The 14,429-nt window shown below is 67.6% G+C and carries 13 protein-coding genes; 5 read left to right on the top strand and 8 right to left on the bottom strand.

Going from position 1 to position 14,429, the window contains the following annotated elements:
• Positions 1 to 2: 2 nt before the first annotated feature.
• Positions 3 to 914: a bile acid:sodium symporter family protein gene (locus tag ACSFBC_RS00130; protein ID WP_435508289.1), complete on the top strand. Its 912-nt coding sequence runs from the start codon at positions 3 to 5 to the stop codon at positions 912 to 914.
• A gap of 157 nt (positions 915 to 1,071) precedes the next feature.
• Complete coding sequence (gene yghU / locus ACSFBC_RS00125; protein WP_435508288.1) at positions 1,072 to 1,932, top strand: glutathione-dependent disulfide-bond oxidoreductase; 861 nt, start codon at positions 1,072 to 1,074, stop codon at positions 1,930 to 1,932.
• A gap of 32 nt (positions 1,933 to 1,964) precedes the next feature.
• On the opposite strand, the gene ACSFBC_RS00120 is transcribed toward yghU, so the two are convergent.
• The 8 genes from ACSFBC_RS00120 to urtA all read right to left on the bottom strand — a co-directional run bounded on the left by ACSFBC_RS00120 (position 1,965) and on the right by urtA (position 9,014).
• Positions 1,965 to 2,306 carry an FmdB family zinc ribbon protein gene (locus ACSFBC_RS00120; RefSeq protein ID WP_435508287.1) on the bottom strand — a complete coding sequence of 114 codons (342 nt, stop codon included), beginning with the start codon at positions 2,304 to 2,306 and terminating at the stop codon, positions 1,965 to 1,967.
• Between the two features lie 16 nt (positions 2,307 to 2,322).
• Positions 2,323 to 3,555, bottom strand: a complete 1,233-nt coding sequence (fmdA, locus tag ACSFBC_RS00115; protein ID WP_435508286.1) for a formamidase — start codon at positions 3,553 to 3,555, stop codon at positions 2,323 to 2,325.
• A gap of 175 nt (positions 3,556 to 3,730) precedes the next feature.
• On the bottom strand, positions 3,731 to 4,420 hold the full coding sequence (gene urtE, locus ACSFBC_RS00110) for an urea ABC transporter ATP-binding subunit UrtE (protein WP_435509234.1): 690 nt from the start codon (positions 4,418 to 4,420) through the stop codon (positions 3,731 to 3,733).
• A 215-nt stretch (positions 4,421 to 4,635) separates the two neighbouring features.
• A complete protein-coding gene (urtD, locus tag ACSFBC_RS00105; RefSeq protein ID WP_435508285.1) occupies positions 4,636 to 5,379 on the bottom strand; it encodes an urea ABC transporter ATP-binding protein UrtD in 744 nt (247 codons plus the stop codon).
• Between the two features lie 19 nt (positions 5,380 to 5,398).
• Entirely contained in the window at positions 5,399 to 6,577 is a 1,179-nt protein-coding gene (urtC, locus tag ACSFBC_RS00100; protein WP_435508284.1) for an urea ABC transporter permease subunit UrtC, read from the bottom strand.
• The gene (locus ACSFBC_RS00095; RefSeq protein ID WP_435508283.1) at positions 6,574 to 6,717 is read right to left on the bottom strand and encodes a hypothetical protein; all 144 of its coding nucleotides are present in this window, start codon (positions 6,715 to 6,717) and stop codon (positions 6,574 to 6,576) included. Before ACSFBC_RS00095 ends, urtC begins: the two co-directional genes overlap by 4 nt.
• 8 nt (positions 6,718 to 6,725) lie before the next feature.
• Positions 6,726 to 7,640: an urea ABC transporter permease subunit UrtB gene (urtB, locus tag ACSFBC_RS00090; RefSeq protein ID WP_435508282.1), complete on the bottom strand. Its 915-nt coding sequence runs from the start codon at positions 7,638 to 7,640 to the stop codon at positions 6,726 to 6,728.
• A gap of 126 nt (positions 7,641 to 7,766) precedes the next feature.
• Positions 7,767 to 9,014 carry an urea ABC transporter substrate-binding protein gene (gene urtA, locus ACSFBC_RS00085; protein WP_435509233.1) on the bottom strand — a complete coding sequence of 416 codons (1,248 nt, stop codon included), beginning with the start codon at positions 9,012 to 9,014 and terminating at the stop codon, positions 7,767 to 7,769.
• A gap of 298 nt (positions 9,015 to 9,312) precedes the next feature.
• Here urtA and ACSFBC_RS00080 point away from each other — a divergent pair, with 298 nt between their 5' ends.
• The 3 genes from ACSFBC_RS00080 to ACSFBC_RS00070 all read left to right on the top strand — a co-directional run bounded on the left by ACSFBC_RS00080 (position 9,313) and on the right by ACSFBC_RS00070 (position 14,425).
• The gene (locus tag ACSFBC_RS00080; protein ID WP_435508281.1) at positions 9,313 to 12,699 is read left to right on the top strand and encodes an ATP-binding protein; all 3,387 of its coding nucleotides are present in this window, start codon (positions 9,313 to 9,315) and stop codon (positions 12,697 to 12,699) included.
• Positions 12,677 to 13,576 carry a response regulator gene (locus ACSFBC_RS00075; protein WP_435508280.1) on the top strand — a complete coding sequence of 300 codons (900 nt, stop codon included), beginning with the start codon at positions 12,677 to 12,679 and terminating at the stop codon, positions 13,574 to 13,576. The genes ACSFBC_RS00080 and ACSFBC_RS00075 overlap by 23 nt, the downstream gene beginning before the upstream one ends.
• An 84-nt stretch (positions 13,577 to 13,660) precedes the next feature.
• Positions 13,661 to 14,425 carry a transporter substrate-binding domain-containing protein gene (locus tag ACSFBC_RS00070; RefSeq protein WP_435508279.1) on the top strand — a complete coding sequence of 255 codons (765 nt, stop codon included), beginning with the start codon at positions 13,661 to 13,663 and terminating at the stop codon, positions 14,423 to 14,425.
• The last annotated feature ends 4 nt before the right edge of the window (positions 14,426 to 14,429 follow it).

The raw sequence follows: 14,429 nt of genomic DNA, 5'->3' as shown, positions 1-14,429 counted from the left end.
GCATGGACGGCACCGTCGTCATCACCCGCGCGCTGTTCGGCGCGCTGGCGCTGGTCATGTTCGGCCTGGGCCTGTCGCTGTCGGTGGCCGACTTCCGGCGGCTCGCGCAGCATCCCAAGGCCGTGGCGATCGCGCTGCTGCTGCAGGTGGTGGGCCTGCCGCTTGCCTGCTATGCCATCGTGGTCGCCTTCGGCATGCCGCCGGTGTTCGCGGTCGGGCTGATGCTGCTGGCCGCATCGCCGGGCGGCATCTCGGCGAACCTGTTCTCGCACCTGTTCGGCGGCAACGTCGCGATGAACATCTCGCTCACCGCGGCCAACACGGTGCTGTCGATCCTCACGCTGCCGCTGATCGCCAACTGGTCGATCGCGCATTTCATCCAGAGCGGCCAGCTGGTGCCCATGCAGACCGGCAAGCTGCTCGAGGTGATCGCGATCGTGCTGGTGCCGGTGCTGATCGGCATGGCGGTCGCGGCGCGCCGGCCGGCCTTCTCGGCACGCATGGAGAAGCCGGTGAAGGTATTCAGCGCCGTGGTGCTGGCCGTGGTCACGGTGCTCGCGATCGCCAAGGAATGGAGTTCGATTTCGGTCGCCTTCGCCCAGATCGGGCCGGCCGTGCTGCTGTTCAACCTGCTGAGCCTGGGCGCGGGTTACGGGCTGAGCCGCGTCGCAGGGCTCGACCGGCCGCTGGCCACCGCCATCAGCTACGAGATCGGCATCCACAACTCCACGCTGGCGATCTTCGTCGCGCTCAGCGTGCTGGGCAGCTACCAGCTCGCGCTGCCGGCCGCCATCTACTCGGTCGTGATGTACCTGACGGCGCCGCTGTTCGGGCTGTTGCTGCGGCGCGGCGCGCGCGCGGCCGCCGCCGCCCAGGCGGCGCGTACGGCGGTCGCGCGGCCCACGCCGAACTGAGTCACGGACACCTCCACCGCCGACCCTTCGGCGGTCCGTCGTCTCACGGGCGCGCGCTCGCGAGTCCCTCCCGAACGCCTGGAAAATGAGATCCGCCTAAGCTCGAGTGGTTCGTCAATTTCCAGCGCATTGCGCTGCGCACACGGAGCACTCACACGTGACCGACTCATCCGAATACAGCCCGCCCAGGGTCTGGACCTGGGACAAGGCCAGCGGCGGCAAGTTCGCCAGCATCAACCGTCCGATCGCCGGACCGACGCACGACAAGGAACTGCCCGTGGGCCGGCATCCCCTGCAGCTCTACTCGCTCGCCACGCCGAACGGTGTCAAGGTGACGGTCATGCTGGAGGAACTGCTGGCGCTCGGCCATGCAGGCGCGGAGTACGACGCCTGGCTCATCCGGATCAACGACGGCGACCAGTTCGGCAGCGGCTTCGTCGGGGTCAATCCCAACTCGAAGATCCCGGCACTGCTCGACCGCAGCGGCCCGACGCCGATCCGCGTGTTCGAGTCGGGCGCCATCCTGGTCTACCTGGCCGAGAAGTTCGGCGCCTTCCTGCCGACCGAGCCCGCGCGCCGCGCCGAATGCCTGGCCTGGCTCTTCTGGCAGATGGGCAGCGCGCCCTACCTCGGCGGCGGCTTCGGCCATTTCTACGCCTATGCGCCGACGAAGATCGAATACGCGATCGACCGCTTCGCGATGGAGGTCAAGCGCCAGCTCGACGTGCTGGACCGGCGCCTCGCGGAATCACCCTTTGTGGCGGGCGACGACTACACGATCGCCGACATTGCGGTGTGGTCCTGGTATGGCGCGCTGTCGAAGGGGCTGCTCTACGAGGCGGGTGAGTTCCTGCAGGTGCAGGAATACACCCATGTGCAGCGCTGGACCGATGCCATCGCCGAACGGCCGGCAGTGCAGCGCGGCCGCCGCGTCAACCGCACCTGGGGCGACGCGGCGAACCAGTTGCCCGAGCGGCACGAGGCCAGCGACTTCGACGTCCAGCCGCCGCAGGCCTGAGCGAGGCGCCGCCGCCATGCCGCGGCCGGCGCTCAGTGGCTGATCATCCAGGGCCGCCGCCCCGGTGCACTCTTCGCGCCGTTGGGCGCCGTCACCGTGGCGCCGCGTTTCGCGCCGCTGCAGCAGCCGCAGCCCGAGGGGTGCCTGAGCCGCGCATAGTCGCCCGAACGTGTCGGCTCGTGCGCGGCGCGCTCGTTGCCGGCAATGGCGCGGCGCGTGCCGTCGGCCATCAGCGCCAGGCGCGGCGCGCCCGACATCACGCGCGGCGCATCGGCGCCGCAGTCGGGGCACGCGGCCGGCACGTCGCGCTGGCTCACGCTGCGGATGGCATCGAAGCCGCCGCAGCCGCCGCACTGGTAGTCGTAGGTGGGCATCGTGGCGCCTTCGTCGTCAGAGGATGTCCTGCGACAGCGGCATGTCGATGCTGCCGTCGATGAACTTCGTCGGCCCGCTGGCGTTCGGGTTGATGTCGAAGTCGAAGATCTCGGTCGGCAACCACAGCGTGGCGCAGGAGTTGGGCACGTCGACCACGCCGCTGATGTGACCCTGCACCGGGGCCGTGCCCAGGATCGAATAGGCCTGCGCGCCCGAGTAGCCGAACTTCTTCAGGTACTCGATGGCGTTCAGGCAGGCCTGGCGGTAGGCCACGTTCACGTCCAGGTAGTGCTGCTTGCCCGACTCGTCGACCGAGATGCCTTCGAAGATCAGGAAGTCCTTGTAGTTGGGCGTCATCACGCTGGGCTTGAAGATGGGGTTCTTGATGCCGTACTTGGCCATGCCGCCCTTGATCAGCGTGACCTTCATGTGCACCCAGCCGGCCATCTCGATCGCACCGCAGAAAGTGATCTCGCCGTCGCCCTGGCTGAAGTGCAGGTCGCCCACCGAGAGGCCCGCGCCGTCGACGTAGACCGGGAAGAACACCTTGGAACCGCGCGACAGGTCCTTGATGTCGCAGTTGCCGCCATGCTCGCGCGGCGGCACCGTGCGGGCCCCCTCGGCCGCGGCCTTGGCACGGGCTTCGCCGGTCATCTTCCCCATGTGGGCGGTGCCGGCCGAGGGCGGGTTGGCCAGGCCGGGCACGCGGTGGGGGTCGGTGTCGATGAGCTTCTGCTCGCGCTCGTTCCACATGTCGAGCATCGGCTTGTCGGGCAGGCAACCGATCAGGCCGGGATGGATCAGGCCCGCGAAGTTCACGCCCGGGATGTGGCGCGAGCTGGTGAACATGCCCTTGAAGTCCCAGATCGACTTCTGCGCCAGGGGGAAGTGGTCGGTCAGGAAGCCGCCGCCGTTCTTCTTGGAGAAGAAACCGTTGAAGCCCCAGAGGCTGTCCTGCTTGGCGCCGATGTCGAGCAGGTCCACCACCAGCAGGTCGCCCGGCTCGGCGCCCTTCACGCCCACCGGTCCCGAGAGGTAGTGCACCGTCGTCAGGTCGATGTCGCGGACGTCGTCGGCGCTGTCGTTGTTCTGGATGAAGCCGCCGGTCCAGTCGAAAGTCTCGAGGATGAAGTCGTCACCCGGGTTGACCCAGCAGGCCATCGGGATGTCCGGGTGCCAGCGGTTGTGGATCATCTCGTTCTCGGTGGGCGACTTCGTCAGGTCGACCTTGATCAGCGTGTCTGTCATGCGTGTGCTCCAGGGTTGGTTTGTGATGGATGGCGTGAGTTGCACTGAAATTCAGCGGCAAGCGAAGAGAAGACCGTTCGGGGGACACCGTGGAACCGGCTTTGCCGGGCCACCGGTATCGCTCCCTTGAGGGGGAGTCGGCTACACGAAGTGAGCAAGAAACGGGGTACGCATGTCATACCGAGAGGTAGGTCTTGATGTGGGCGACATCGGACTTGTCGCGTGCGGTCTCGTGCACCAGCCGACCGCCCTCGATCACGAACAGGCGGTCGGCCACGTCCATGGCGAAGCTCAGCACCTGCTCCGACACGACGATCGTGATGCCGCGCATCTTCCGGATCTCGTTGAGCGCCTTGGCGATGTCCTTGATGATCGAAGGCTGGATGCCCTCGGTGGGTTCGTCGAGCAGCAGCACCTTCGGGTCGGTGACCAGTGCGCGCGCGATCGCCAGCTGCTGCTGTTGTCCCCCTGAAAGGTTGCCGCCCTTGCGCCGCTTCATGTCCCAGAGCACCGGGAACAGCGCGTAGATTTCCTCGGGGATGCGTTTGACCTTGGCGTTCTCCAGGCCGGTCTGGATGTTCTCCTCGACCGTCAGCGTGGGAAAGATCATCCGGCCCTGCGGCACGTAGGCGATGCCCTTGGCCACACGCCTGAAGCTCTCGTCGTGCGACACGTCCTGGCCCGCGACGCTGATGCTGCCGCTCTTGATCGGCAGCACGCCCATCAGGCTCTTGAACAGCGTGGTCTTGCCCATGCCGTTGCGGCCCATGATGGCCACCGTCTCGTTCGCCATGGCCTCGAAGGAGATGCCGTGCAGCGCCTCGCTCTGGCCGTAGGCGGTGTGCAGGTCTTTCACTTCCAGCATCACGTTGCTCATCTTTTGGACTCCTTGGTTATGCATCCGAAGCGGTGGTGATCGGGGCGCGTGCACGGGCCACCGGGCACTCCCCTCCACTCATTTCCCCCGCCTTCGGCTCCCGCAGCTCCTCCTTTGCTTCGCTGCGGGGAGCACCCGATGCCCCGAGCACGTGGACAGGCTGGGGTTCGGCCGTCGATGCGGGTTGAAGGGTCGCAACGCATTCAATGCCCCAGGTAGACGTCGATGACGCGTTCGTCGGCCTGCACCTTGTCCATCGGCCCCTCGGCCAGGATCTTTCCCTGGTGCATGACCGTGACCTTGTGCGCGATCTGCTTGACGAACGCCATGTCGTGCTCGATCACGATCACCGCGCGGTCGGCGCAGATGCGCTGGAGCAGTTCGGCCGTGAGCTCGCGCTCGCGCGCGCTCATGCCGGCGATGGGCTCGTCGAGCATCAGCAACTCGGGCTCCTGCATCAGCAGCATGCCGATCTCCAGCCACTGCTTCTGGCCGTGCGACAGCAGGCCTGCTTCGGTGTCGAGCCTGTCGGCCAGGCGCACGTCCGTGGCCACCTCCTGCACCTTGGCCTTGACCGCGTCGGTGCACTGGAAGGCCAGCGCGCCGAACACCGAGCGGCCCGAGGGGTACGACACCTCGAGGTTCTGGAACACGCTCAGGTTCTCGTAGATCGAGGGCGTCTGGAACTTGCGGCCGATGCCCAGGCGCACCCGCTTGTGCTCGGCCATGCGGGTGAGCTCGGTGTTCTTGAACTTGATGCTGCCGCCACTGGCCTTGGTCTTGCCGCAGATCAGGTCGAGCAGCGTGGTCTTGCCCGCGCCGTTGGGTCCGATGATCACGCGCAGCTCGTTCTTGTCGATGTAGAGCGTCAGGTTGTCGATGGCCTTGAAGCCGTCGAAGGAGACCGTCAGGTCTTCCACGGCGAGGGCGAAGTCGGTGTTGCTCATGGCGTGCTTTCGGGAGGGTTCAGACGCGCTGGCTGCTCACGCCGTCGGGCAAGGCGGCGTCGGCGGCGCGGGGCACGGGCGGCGCGGCCGGCTGTGGCGCTGCGGCCTCGCGCAGCGCCTGCCTGCGGCCCTTCCACCAGGGCACGATGTGGCTCTCCCACAGGCCGGCCAGGCCCATCGGGAAGGCCATGGTCACGCCGATGAACAGCGCCGCCATCAGAAACAGCCAGAGGTCGGGGAAGCTCTCGGAGAACAACGTCTTCCCGGCGTTCACCAGCAGCGTGCCGTAGACCGCGCCGACCAGGCTCATGCGACCGCCCACGGCGGCGAAGATCACCATCTCGATCGACGGCACGATGCCCACGAAGCTGGGCGACATGAAGCCCACCTGCAGCGAGAACAGCGCGCCACCGATGCCCGACAGCGCGGCCGCCAGGCAGAAGGTGAAGACCTTGAAGTTCGACACGTCGTAGCCCGAGAAGCGTACCCGGTCTTCCTTGTCGCGCATGGCCAGCAGCAGCGTGCCGAGCTTGCTGACCTGGATCCATCGACACAGCAGGATGCTCGCCACCAGCAGCGCGACGCAGACGTAGTAGAGGATGTACTTGGCGCTGTCGGTGCGCGTGTCCCAGCCCGCCAGCGTCTTCAGGTCGGTCATGCCGTTGACGCCGCCGGTGTAGCCCTGCTGGCCGATGATCAGCACCGTGACGATCAGCGCCACCGCCTGCGTGATGATCGCGAAGTACACGCCGCCCACGCGTCGCTTGAACATCGCGTAGCTGATGATCCAGGCCAGCAAAGTCGGCACCGCGATCACCAGGATCAGCGTGAGCGTGAGGCTCTTGAAGGGCAGCCACATCAGCGGCAGCGCGGTGATCTGGTTCCAGTCCATGAAGTCGGGAATGCCGGGCGTCGACTGGATCCTGGTGGTGACGGGGTCCGAGGCTTCCAGCTTGAGGAACATGGCCATCGCGTAACCGCCCAGCCCGAAGAACACGCCCTGCCCCAGGCTCAGCACGCCGCCGTAGCCCCACACCATCACCAGCCCGACGGCGACGAAGGCATAGGTGAGGTACTTGCCCACCAGGTTGAGGCGGAAGATGTCGAGCGTGAGCGGCAGCACCACGGCCAGCAGCAGCACCAGCAGCGCGAGGCTCCAGAGCTTGTAGCGCAGGATCGAGGCCTTGATGAAATTCATCGATGACTCCAAAGCAAACAGAGGAAATCGAAGGTGCGCGGGAACCGTAGCGAGCGGCCCGAGGTCGCGTCGAGGACCGCAGCCGCACTCCCGTGCGGCGAGGACCGCAGATGCGGGATCGGGTCGCGCAGCAGGTTCATGCGTTCCTTCAACGGCGGACCTTGGAGGCGAACAAGCCCTGCGGCCGCATCATCAGGATCAGCACGATCAGCGACAGCGTCAGCACCTTGGCCATCGAGCCGGTGATGAAGAACTCCGCGATCGACTGGGTCTGGGCGATGCCGAAGGCCGAGACCACCGTGCCCAGCAGGCTGGCCGCGCCGCCGAAGGTGACGACCAGGAAGGCGTCGACGATGTAGAGCTGGCCCGAGGTCGGCCCGGTCGAGCCGATGGTGGTGAAGGCGGCGCCGGCCATGCCGGCGATGCCGCAGCCGATGGCGAAGGTCAGGCGGTCGGTCTTTTGAGTGTCGATGCCGGTGGCGTTGGCCATCACGCGGTTGGCGACCGTGGCGCGCACCCGCAGGCCCCAGCGGCTGCGGTGCAGCGCCAGCAGCACGGCAGCGGTGGTGAAGAGCGTGAGGGCCAGCACGAACATGCCGTTGATCGGAATGTCCAGGCCCTCGGCCGGTGACCACGACCCCATCAGCCACTCGGGCAGCGTGGGGCTCACTTCCTTCGGACCGATGAAGGTGCGGAAGATCTGCTGCAGCCCGAGGCTGATTCCGAAGGTGGCCAGCAGCGTGTCGAGCGGCCGCTTGTAGAGGTGCCGGATCAGCGCCCACTCCACGCCCCAGCCGACGATGAACGCGAACAGGAACGCCAGCCCGATCGCGAAAGGAAAGTAGTAGGGCATCAGCGAGGGCGCGAGGCTTTCCGTGAGCCGCGCCGCCATGTAGATGGTGTAGGCCCCGATGGTCATGAACTCGCCGTGCGCCATGTTGATGACGCCCATCTGGCCGAAGATGATGGCCAGGCCCAACCCCATCAGCAGCAGCACCGCGAACAGGCTCAGCCCCGCAAAGCCCTGCATCAGGCCGATGTTCCACATGTCTGAAATGCTCATGGCACTGCGTCCGGTAAGAGTCGGGAACAAGTCGTGGGACACCGCGGAACCGGCTTTGCCGGGCCGCTGGTGTCGCCCCCCTAAGGGGGAGGCGGCTACACGAAGTGAGCCGCTTCGGGGGTGGGCTTACTGATAGCCTTTGGGGAACGGATCGGGCTTGATCAGCTCGGCCGATTCCGCGACCACCTTGAAGCTCCCGTCCAGCTGCCCCTGCCCGATGCGGGCCTTGCTCCACAGGTGGTGGTTGGCGTCCAGCTTCACATAGCCTTCGGGTGCGGTCTTGAGCTCGATGCCCGGCGAGGCGGCGACCACCTTGTCGATGTCGAAGCTGCCGGCCTTCTCGACCGCGGCCTTCCACAGCCAGGGGCCCAGGTAGCCGGCCTGCGTCACGTCGCCGATCACCGCGTCCTTGCCGTACTTGGCCTTGAAGGCCTCGACGAACTTCTTGTTGTTCGCGTTGTCCAGTGACTGGAAGTACTTCATCGACGAATAGAAGCCGGCGAAGTTCTCGCCACCCACGCCGGTCATTTCGTCTTCGGTCACAGCCAGCGTCAGCAGGAACTGCTTGTCGCCGGTGATGCCCGCGGCCTTGAGCTGCTTGTAGAAGGCCACGTTGGAGCCGCCCACCACCGCCGCGAAGATGCAGTCCGGCTTGGCGACCTTGATCTTGTTGATCAGCGAGTTGAAGTTGGTGTGGCCCAGCGGGTAGTACTCCTCGCCCTTGACCGAGCCCTTCTGGAAGTTCTCGATGTGCTTGCGCGCGATCTTCATCGAGGTGCGCGGCCAGATGTAGTCGGAGCCGACCAGGAAGAAGGTCTTGGCCTTCTTCTCCTTCGCGCCCCAGTCCAGGCCCCAGATGATCTGCTGGGTGGCCTCTTGCCCCGTGTAGATCACGTTCTTGCTCTGCTCCAGGCCTTCGTAGAAGGTCGGGTAGTACAGGAGGCCGTTCTCCTTCTCGAAGATCGGCAGCACCGCCTTGCGCGAGGCGCTGGTCCAGCAGCCGAACACCGCCGCGCAGTGGTCGTTGACCAGCAGCTTCTTCGACTTCTCGGCGAAGGTGGGCCAGTCGGAGGCGCCGTCTTCCTTGATCACCTTGATCTTGCGGCCCAGGATGCCGCCCATGGCGTTGATCTGGTCGATGGCGAGCTGTTCGGCCTGGATCGAGCCGGTCTCGGAGATCGCCATGGTGCCGCTGGACGAGTGCAGCTGGCCGACCGTGACCTCGGTGTCGGTCACCGCCAGCTTGGTGGTGTTGACCTTGGCGGTCGGGAACTGCTGGCCGAAGCTCAGGCCGCTCAGGCCCATGACCGGCAGCACGGCCGCGCCCTGCAGCAGGCGCCGGCGGCGCAGCGCGAGCTGCTGCTGTGGCGACATCGAATCGACGGACGGATCTTGATCGCGGTCATGGGCCATTGAGGATCTCCAGGCAAGGATGGAAGGGTTGAAAGACGGGCAAGCACCAGGGCCGGGGTGCACCAACGCCGTGCGGCGCCCGGCACACCGAGCACCATGGCCGTGACTGTAGGAAGGGATGGCGCATCGCCGAATACGTCAATCAACGTAGCCGCGCCCTGCCCCTGTGCGGCGAGACTCACGGACCGTTTTCATCGGCCGGACGGACAAGGAGCGCTTCTTGCAACGACTGGGCACATTCCAGAAGAAAGAACGGAACATGCCGCCCGTCACCGGTCAGAAGATCTTTCGCATCCGCCGCGAATACAACACCTGGGTCGCCAACGAGACGCTGGAGGACTACGCGTTGCGCTACACGCCGCGCAGCTTCCGCAAGTGGTCGGAGTTCCGCGTGGCCAACGCGGCCTTCGGCGCCACTTCCTTCCTCGCGCTGGAGGCCATCGGCGGCGCGATCGCGCTGAGCTACGGCTTCGAGAACGCGTTGTGGGCGATCCTGGTGGTGGGCCTGATCACTTTCCTGACCGGGCTGCCGATCTGCTACTACGCCGCCAGGTACGGCGTCGACATGGACCTGCTCACCCGCGGCGCCGGCTTCGGCTACCTGGGCTCCACCCTCACCTCGCTGATCTACGCCAGCTTCACCTTCATCTTCTTCGCGCTGGAGGCCGCCATCCTGGCGCTGGCGCTGCAGATGTACTTCGACTGGTCGCTGGCGGTGTGCTACCTGGTGTCGTCGATCGTCATCATCCCGCTGGTGATGCGCGGGGTCACCATGATCTCGGCGCTGCAGCTGTGGACGCAGCCGGTCTGGCTGTTCCTGTTCGTCTGCCCCTTCGTGGCGGTGCTCTGGAAGAACCCGCAGGCCGTCGTCGACTTCACCGGCCTGGTCGGCCGCATTTCCGGCGGCAACACCTTCGACCCGCTGATGTTCGGCGCCGGCGCTACCGTGGCCTTCGCGCTCGTGGTGCAGATCGGCGAGCAGGTCGATTACCTGCGCTTCCTGCCCGAGAAGACGGCCGCCAACCGCGGCCGCTGGTGGGCCGCGGTGCTGGTGGCAGGGCCGGGCTGGATCGTGCCGGGCATGCTCAAGATGATGGGCGGCGCCTTCCTGGCCTTCCTGGCGCTGCAGCACGAGATCCCGGCGGCGCACGCGCTCGAGCCGACCCGCATGTACCTGGCCGGCTTCGCCTACGTCTTCAGCGACCCGGCCTGGGTGCTGGGCATCACCACGCTGTTCGTGGTGATCTCGCAGATGAAGATCAACCTGACCAACGCCTACGCCGGCTCGCTGGCCTGGTCGAACTTCTTCGCCCGGCTCACGCACAGCCACCCGGGGCGCGTGGTGTGGCTGGTGTTCAACGTGCTGATCGCGCTGCTGCTGATGACGCTGGGCGTGTTCGCCGCGCTGGAGAAGGTGCTGGGCCTCTACAGCAACATCGCGATCGCCTGGGTCGGCGCGCTGGTGGCCGACCTGGTGATCAACAAGCCGCTGGGCTGGAGCCCGAAATCGATCGAGTTCAAGCGCGCGCACCTCTACGACATCAACCCGGTGGGCCTGGTGTCGATGCTGGTGGCTGCCACGGTCGCGATGGTGGCCTATGCCGGCCTGCTAGGACGCTGGCCCGAGGCCTTCGCGCCCTTCATCGCGCTGCTGACCGCGCTGGTGGTCTCGCCCCTGCTGGCCTGGAAGACGAAGGGCCGCTACTACCTGGCGCGCACCGACATCCGGCACTGGCAGCCCGGCGAGATGGTGCGCTGCTCGGTCTGCGACAACCGCTTCGAGTCGGAGGACATGGCGCATTGCCCGGCCTACAGCGCGCCGATCTGTTCGCTGTGCTGCACGCTCGAATCGCGCTGCCACGACGGCTGCAAGAAGGACTCGCGGGCTTCGCAGCAGATCGGCCTGTGGCTCAAGGCGCTGCTGCCGCCGGCGCTGGCGCTGCGCCTGAACTTCCGGGTCGCGCACTACGTGCTGGTGGCGGCCTCGCTGGTCGCGCTGCTGGCCACGGTGATGGGCATCGTGTTCGCGCAGGAAGGGCTCTTGAACGCGCACGCCGCCGACGTGTACCTGCGCGCACCCTTCCTCAAGGTCTTCGCGCTGCTCGCCATGGTGGCCGCGGTGGCGGCCTGGTGGGTGGTGCTGGGCAGCGAGAGCCGCAAGATGGCGCAGGAGGAATCGAACCGCCACAACCACCTGCTCACGCTGGAGATCGAGGCCCATCGCCGAACCGACGCGGCCCTGCAGAGCGCGAAGGAAGCGGCCGAGGCGGCCAACCAGGCCAAGACCCGCTACGTGGCGGGCATGACGCACGAGCTGCGCACGCCGCTCAACAGCATCCTGGGCTATTCGCAGATCCTGCTGAAGAACGACAACGCCGCCCACCCGCCGCGCGCCGCGGTGCAGACCATCCACAAGAGCGGCGAACACATGCTGGGGCTGATCGACGGGCTGCTCGACCTGGCGCGCATCGAGGCCGGCCGGCTGCAGCTGGAGCCGATGCCGCTCGCCCTCCCCGGCTTCCTCGACGAGGTGGTGCGCATGATCCGCCCGCAGGCCGAAGGCAAGGGCCTGGCCTTCGTCTACACGCAGAGCGGGCGCGTGCCAGCCTGGGTGCACGCCGACGCCAAGCGGCTGCGCCAGATCCTGATCAACCTGCTGACCAACGGGGTGCGCTTCACCGAGGCCGGCACCGTGACGCTGCATGTCGACGCCCGGCGCGAGGTGCTGCGCTTCGACGTGGTCGACACCGGCATCGGCGTGGCGCCGCAGGACCACCAGCGCATCTTCCTGCCCTTCGAGCGCGGCGCCGCCGGCCGCCGCCACGGCGAGCCGGGCACCGGGCTGGGCCTGACCATCACCGGGCTGCTGACCTCGCTGATGGGCGGTGAGCTGCGCATGAGCGCGACCTCCAGCCAAGGCAGCACCTTCAGCGTGCGGGTCTACCTGCGCGAGGTGGCCGACCCCGGGCCGCAGGCCGAAGCGCAGCGCCCGATCTCGGGTTATTTCGGGCCGCGCCGCACCCTGCTGGTGGTCGACGACCAGCCGGTGCAGCGCCAGATGCTGGCCGGCATGCTGACGCCGCTGGGTTTCGACGTGCAGGAGGCCGCCAGCGGCACCGAATGCCTCGACAGCCTGCGCGAGAACGTGCCCGCGGCGATCCTGCTGGACATCAGCATGGACGACATGGACGGCTGGGAGACGGCCATGCGGGTGCGTGCCGCCGGCTTCGAGCAGGTGCCGATCGTCATCGTGTCGGCCAACGTGTTCGAGAACCAGGCCGAGCGCCTGCGCGCCACCGGCTGCCAGGCCTTCATCGGCAAGCCGGTGATCGAGTCGGAACTGATCGCCACGCTGGAGCGCCATCTGGGCCTGCAATGGCTGCAGCACGCCCCGCCGCCGGCGGCGCACGACCTGCCGTCGCTGCCTGCCGAGCCGATCGCTCTGCCCGAGGACGCGCGCCTGGAGCTGATGCGGCTGGTACAGGTCGGCCATGTGCGCGGGCTGCAGCAGGCGCTCGACCGGATCGCCACGGGCGACCCGGCGCTGGCGCTCGCCTGCACGCAGTTGCGCGGCATGCTGACCCGCTTCGAACTCGAGGATTTCAAGAACGCGCTCGCGGAGGATGCCGATGCACCCAGTGCCTGAGAACGACCGTCCCGTGGTGCTGGTGGTGGACGACGCCCCCAGCAGCCTGGGCATGCTGTGCGACACGCTGGAGGCCAGCGGCTACACCGTGCTGGTGGCGGCCGACGGCGAATCGGCGCTGCAGCGGCTCGAGCTGGTGGTGCCCGACGCCATCCTGCTCGACGGGATCATGCCGGGGCTGTCGGGCTTCGAGACCTGCCGCCGCATCAAGGCCAACCCGGCGCTGGCCCACATCCCGGTGCTGTTCATGACCGGCATGTCCGAGACGCAGGACGTGGTCGAGGGCTTCGCCTGCGGCGGCGTCGACTACGTGGTGAAGCCGATCCGCGCCCAGGAAGTCCTGGCGCGGCTGCACACCCACGCGCGCAACGCCCGCATCACGCGGATGGCGCGCGATGCGGTCGACGTGGCGGGCATGGGCGTGGTCTTCGTCGACACCCGCGGCCGGCTGGCCTGGCGTTCGCCCCAGGCGGCCCTGTGGCTGCATGCGCTGGGCGAGCCGGCCGCCCCCGGCCAGCTGCCCGGCGTGCTCGACGCCGCACTGGCGGCGGGCGGCAGCGTGGTGGTGACCACCGCCGCCGGCACGCGGCTGTCGGTGCGCAACCTGGGCTCGGCCACGCTGGGCGAGACCATGCTGCTGCTGGCCGTGCACCGCGAGGGCCCGGCCGCCGCCGCGCGGGTGAGCGAAGCCGCCCTCACCCCGCGCGAGACCGAGGTGCTGTCCTGGCTGGCCAAGGGCAAGACCAACCGCGACATCGGCGACATCCTCGGCATGAGCCCGCGCACGGTGAACAAGCACGCCGAGCACATCTTCGAGAAACTGGGCGTGGAGACCCGATCCGCCGCGGCGGCACTGGCCAGCGGACACCTGGTCTGACGATGCCGGCGACCGGAAACGGCGCGTCCGACCGCATAGACTGGCGTCCTCCGAAGCTTTGCGCCCGCCGGGCCGCCCGATGCCATGGACCGTTCGCCCCTCTCCACTGCTTTCACTGCTTCCACCGCCGCGATGCGCGCGGCCTTCGCGCCCACCGGCACGCTGCGTGCGTCCATCAACCTGGGCAACCCGATCCTCGCCGCGCGCGACGCGACCAGCGGCCTGCCGGTCGGCGTGTCGGTCGATCTGGCGCAGGCGCTCGCGCAGCGCCTCGAAGTACCGCTCGAGTGCGTGGTGTTCGACAAGGCCGCGCAATCGGTCGAGGCGGTACGCAACGAGCGCGCCGACATCGGCTTCTTCGCCATCGATCCGGCGCGCAGCGAGGGGCTGGGTTTCAGCGCGGCCTATGTGCTGATCGAAGGCAGCTATCTGGTGCCGGGCAGCGCCTCGCTGCAGGACAACACCGAAGTCGACCGCGCCGGTACGCGCGTGGGGGTGGGCTCGGGCAGCGCCTACGACCTGTTCCTGACCCGCGAGCTCAAGGCCGCGCAAATCGAGCGCTTCTTCAACGCCGAGGCGGTGACCCAGGCGCTGAAGGACGGCCACATCGAGGTCGCGGCCGGCATCCGCAAGCAACTGCAGACGCTGGCCCAGTCCGACGCGGGCCTGCGCCTGCTGCCCGGGCGCTTCATGGTGATCCAGCAGGCGATGGGTCTGCCGGCGAGCCGGGGTGCGGACGCGCGGGCCGCACTGGCCGCCTTCGTCGAGGAGATGAAGGCCAGCGGCTTCGTCGCCGATGCGCTGGCGCGCCACCGCATCGACGGCGGCAGCGTGGCGCCGGCAGCCTGAGCGG

It is taken from the genome of Variovorax frigidus (genome assembly GCF_051216515.1).
Lineage (GTDB): Bacteria > Pseudomonadota > Gammaproteobacteria > Burkholderiales > Burkholderiaceae_C > Variovorax.
This window is presented reverse-complemented; position numbering and strand designations above follow the sequence as displayed.

What these genes read in the sequence shown, in the direction of transcription:
- ACSFBC_RS00130 (WP_435508289.1), top strand. Translation starts at nt 3, where the DNA reads ATGGACGGCACCGTCGTCATCACCCGCGCGCTGTTCGGCGCGCTGGCG.
- ACSFBC_RS00120 (WP_435508287.1), bottom strand. Translation starts at nt 2,306, where the DNA reads ATGCCCACCTACGACTACCAGTGCGGCGGCTGCGGCGGCTTCGATGCC.
- fmdA (WP_435508286.1), bottom strand. Translation starts at nt 3,555, where the DNA reads ATGACAGACACGCTGATCAAGGTCGACCTGACGAAGTCGCCCACCGAG.
- urtE (WP_435509234.1), bottom strand. Translation starts at nt 4,420, where the DNA reads ATGCTGGAAGTGAAAGACCTGCACACCGCCTACGGCCAGAGCGAGGCG.
- urtD (WP_435508285.1), bottom strand. Translation starts at nt 5,379, where the DNA reads ATGAGCAACACCGACTTCGCCCTCGCCGTGGAAGACCTGACGGTCTCC.
- urtC (WP_435508284.1), bottom strand. Translation starts at nt 6,577, where the DNA reads ATGAATTTCATCAAGGCCTCGATCCTGCGCTACAAGCTCTGGAGCCTC.
- ACSFBC_RS00095 (WP_435508283.1), bottom strand. Translation starts at nt 6,717, where the DNA reads ATGAACCTGCTGCGCGACCCGATCCCGCATCTGCGGTCCTCGCCGCAC.
- urtB (WP_435508282.1), bottom strand. Translation starts at nt 7,640, where the DNA reads ATGAGCATTTCAGACATGTGGAACATCGGCCTGATGCAGGGCTTTGCG.
- urtA (WP_435509233.1), bottom strand. Translation starts at nt 9,014, where the DNA reads ATGTCGCCACAGCAGCAGCTCGCGCTGCGCCGCCGGCGCCTGCTGCAG.
- ACSFBC_RS00080 (WP_435508281.1), top strand. Translation starts at nt 9,313, where the DNA reads ATGCCGCCCGTCACCGGTCAGAAGATCTTTCGCATCCGCCGCGAATAC.
- ACSFBC_RS00075 (WP_435508280.1), top strand. Translation starts at nt 12,677, where the DNA reads ATGCCGATGCACCCAGTGCCTGAGAACGACCGTCCCGTGGTGCTGGTG.
- ACSFBC_RS00070 (WP_435508279.1), top strand. Translation starts at nt 13,661, where the DNA reads ATGGACCGTTCGCCCCTCTCCACTGCTTTCACTGCTTCCACCGCCGCG.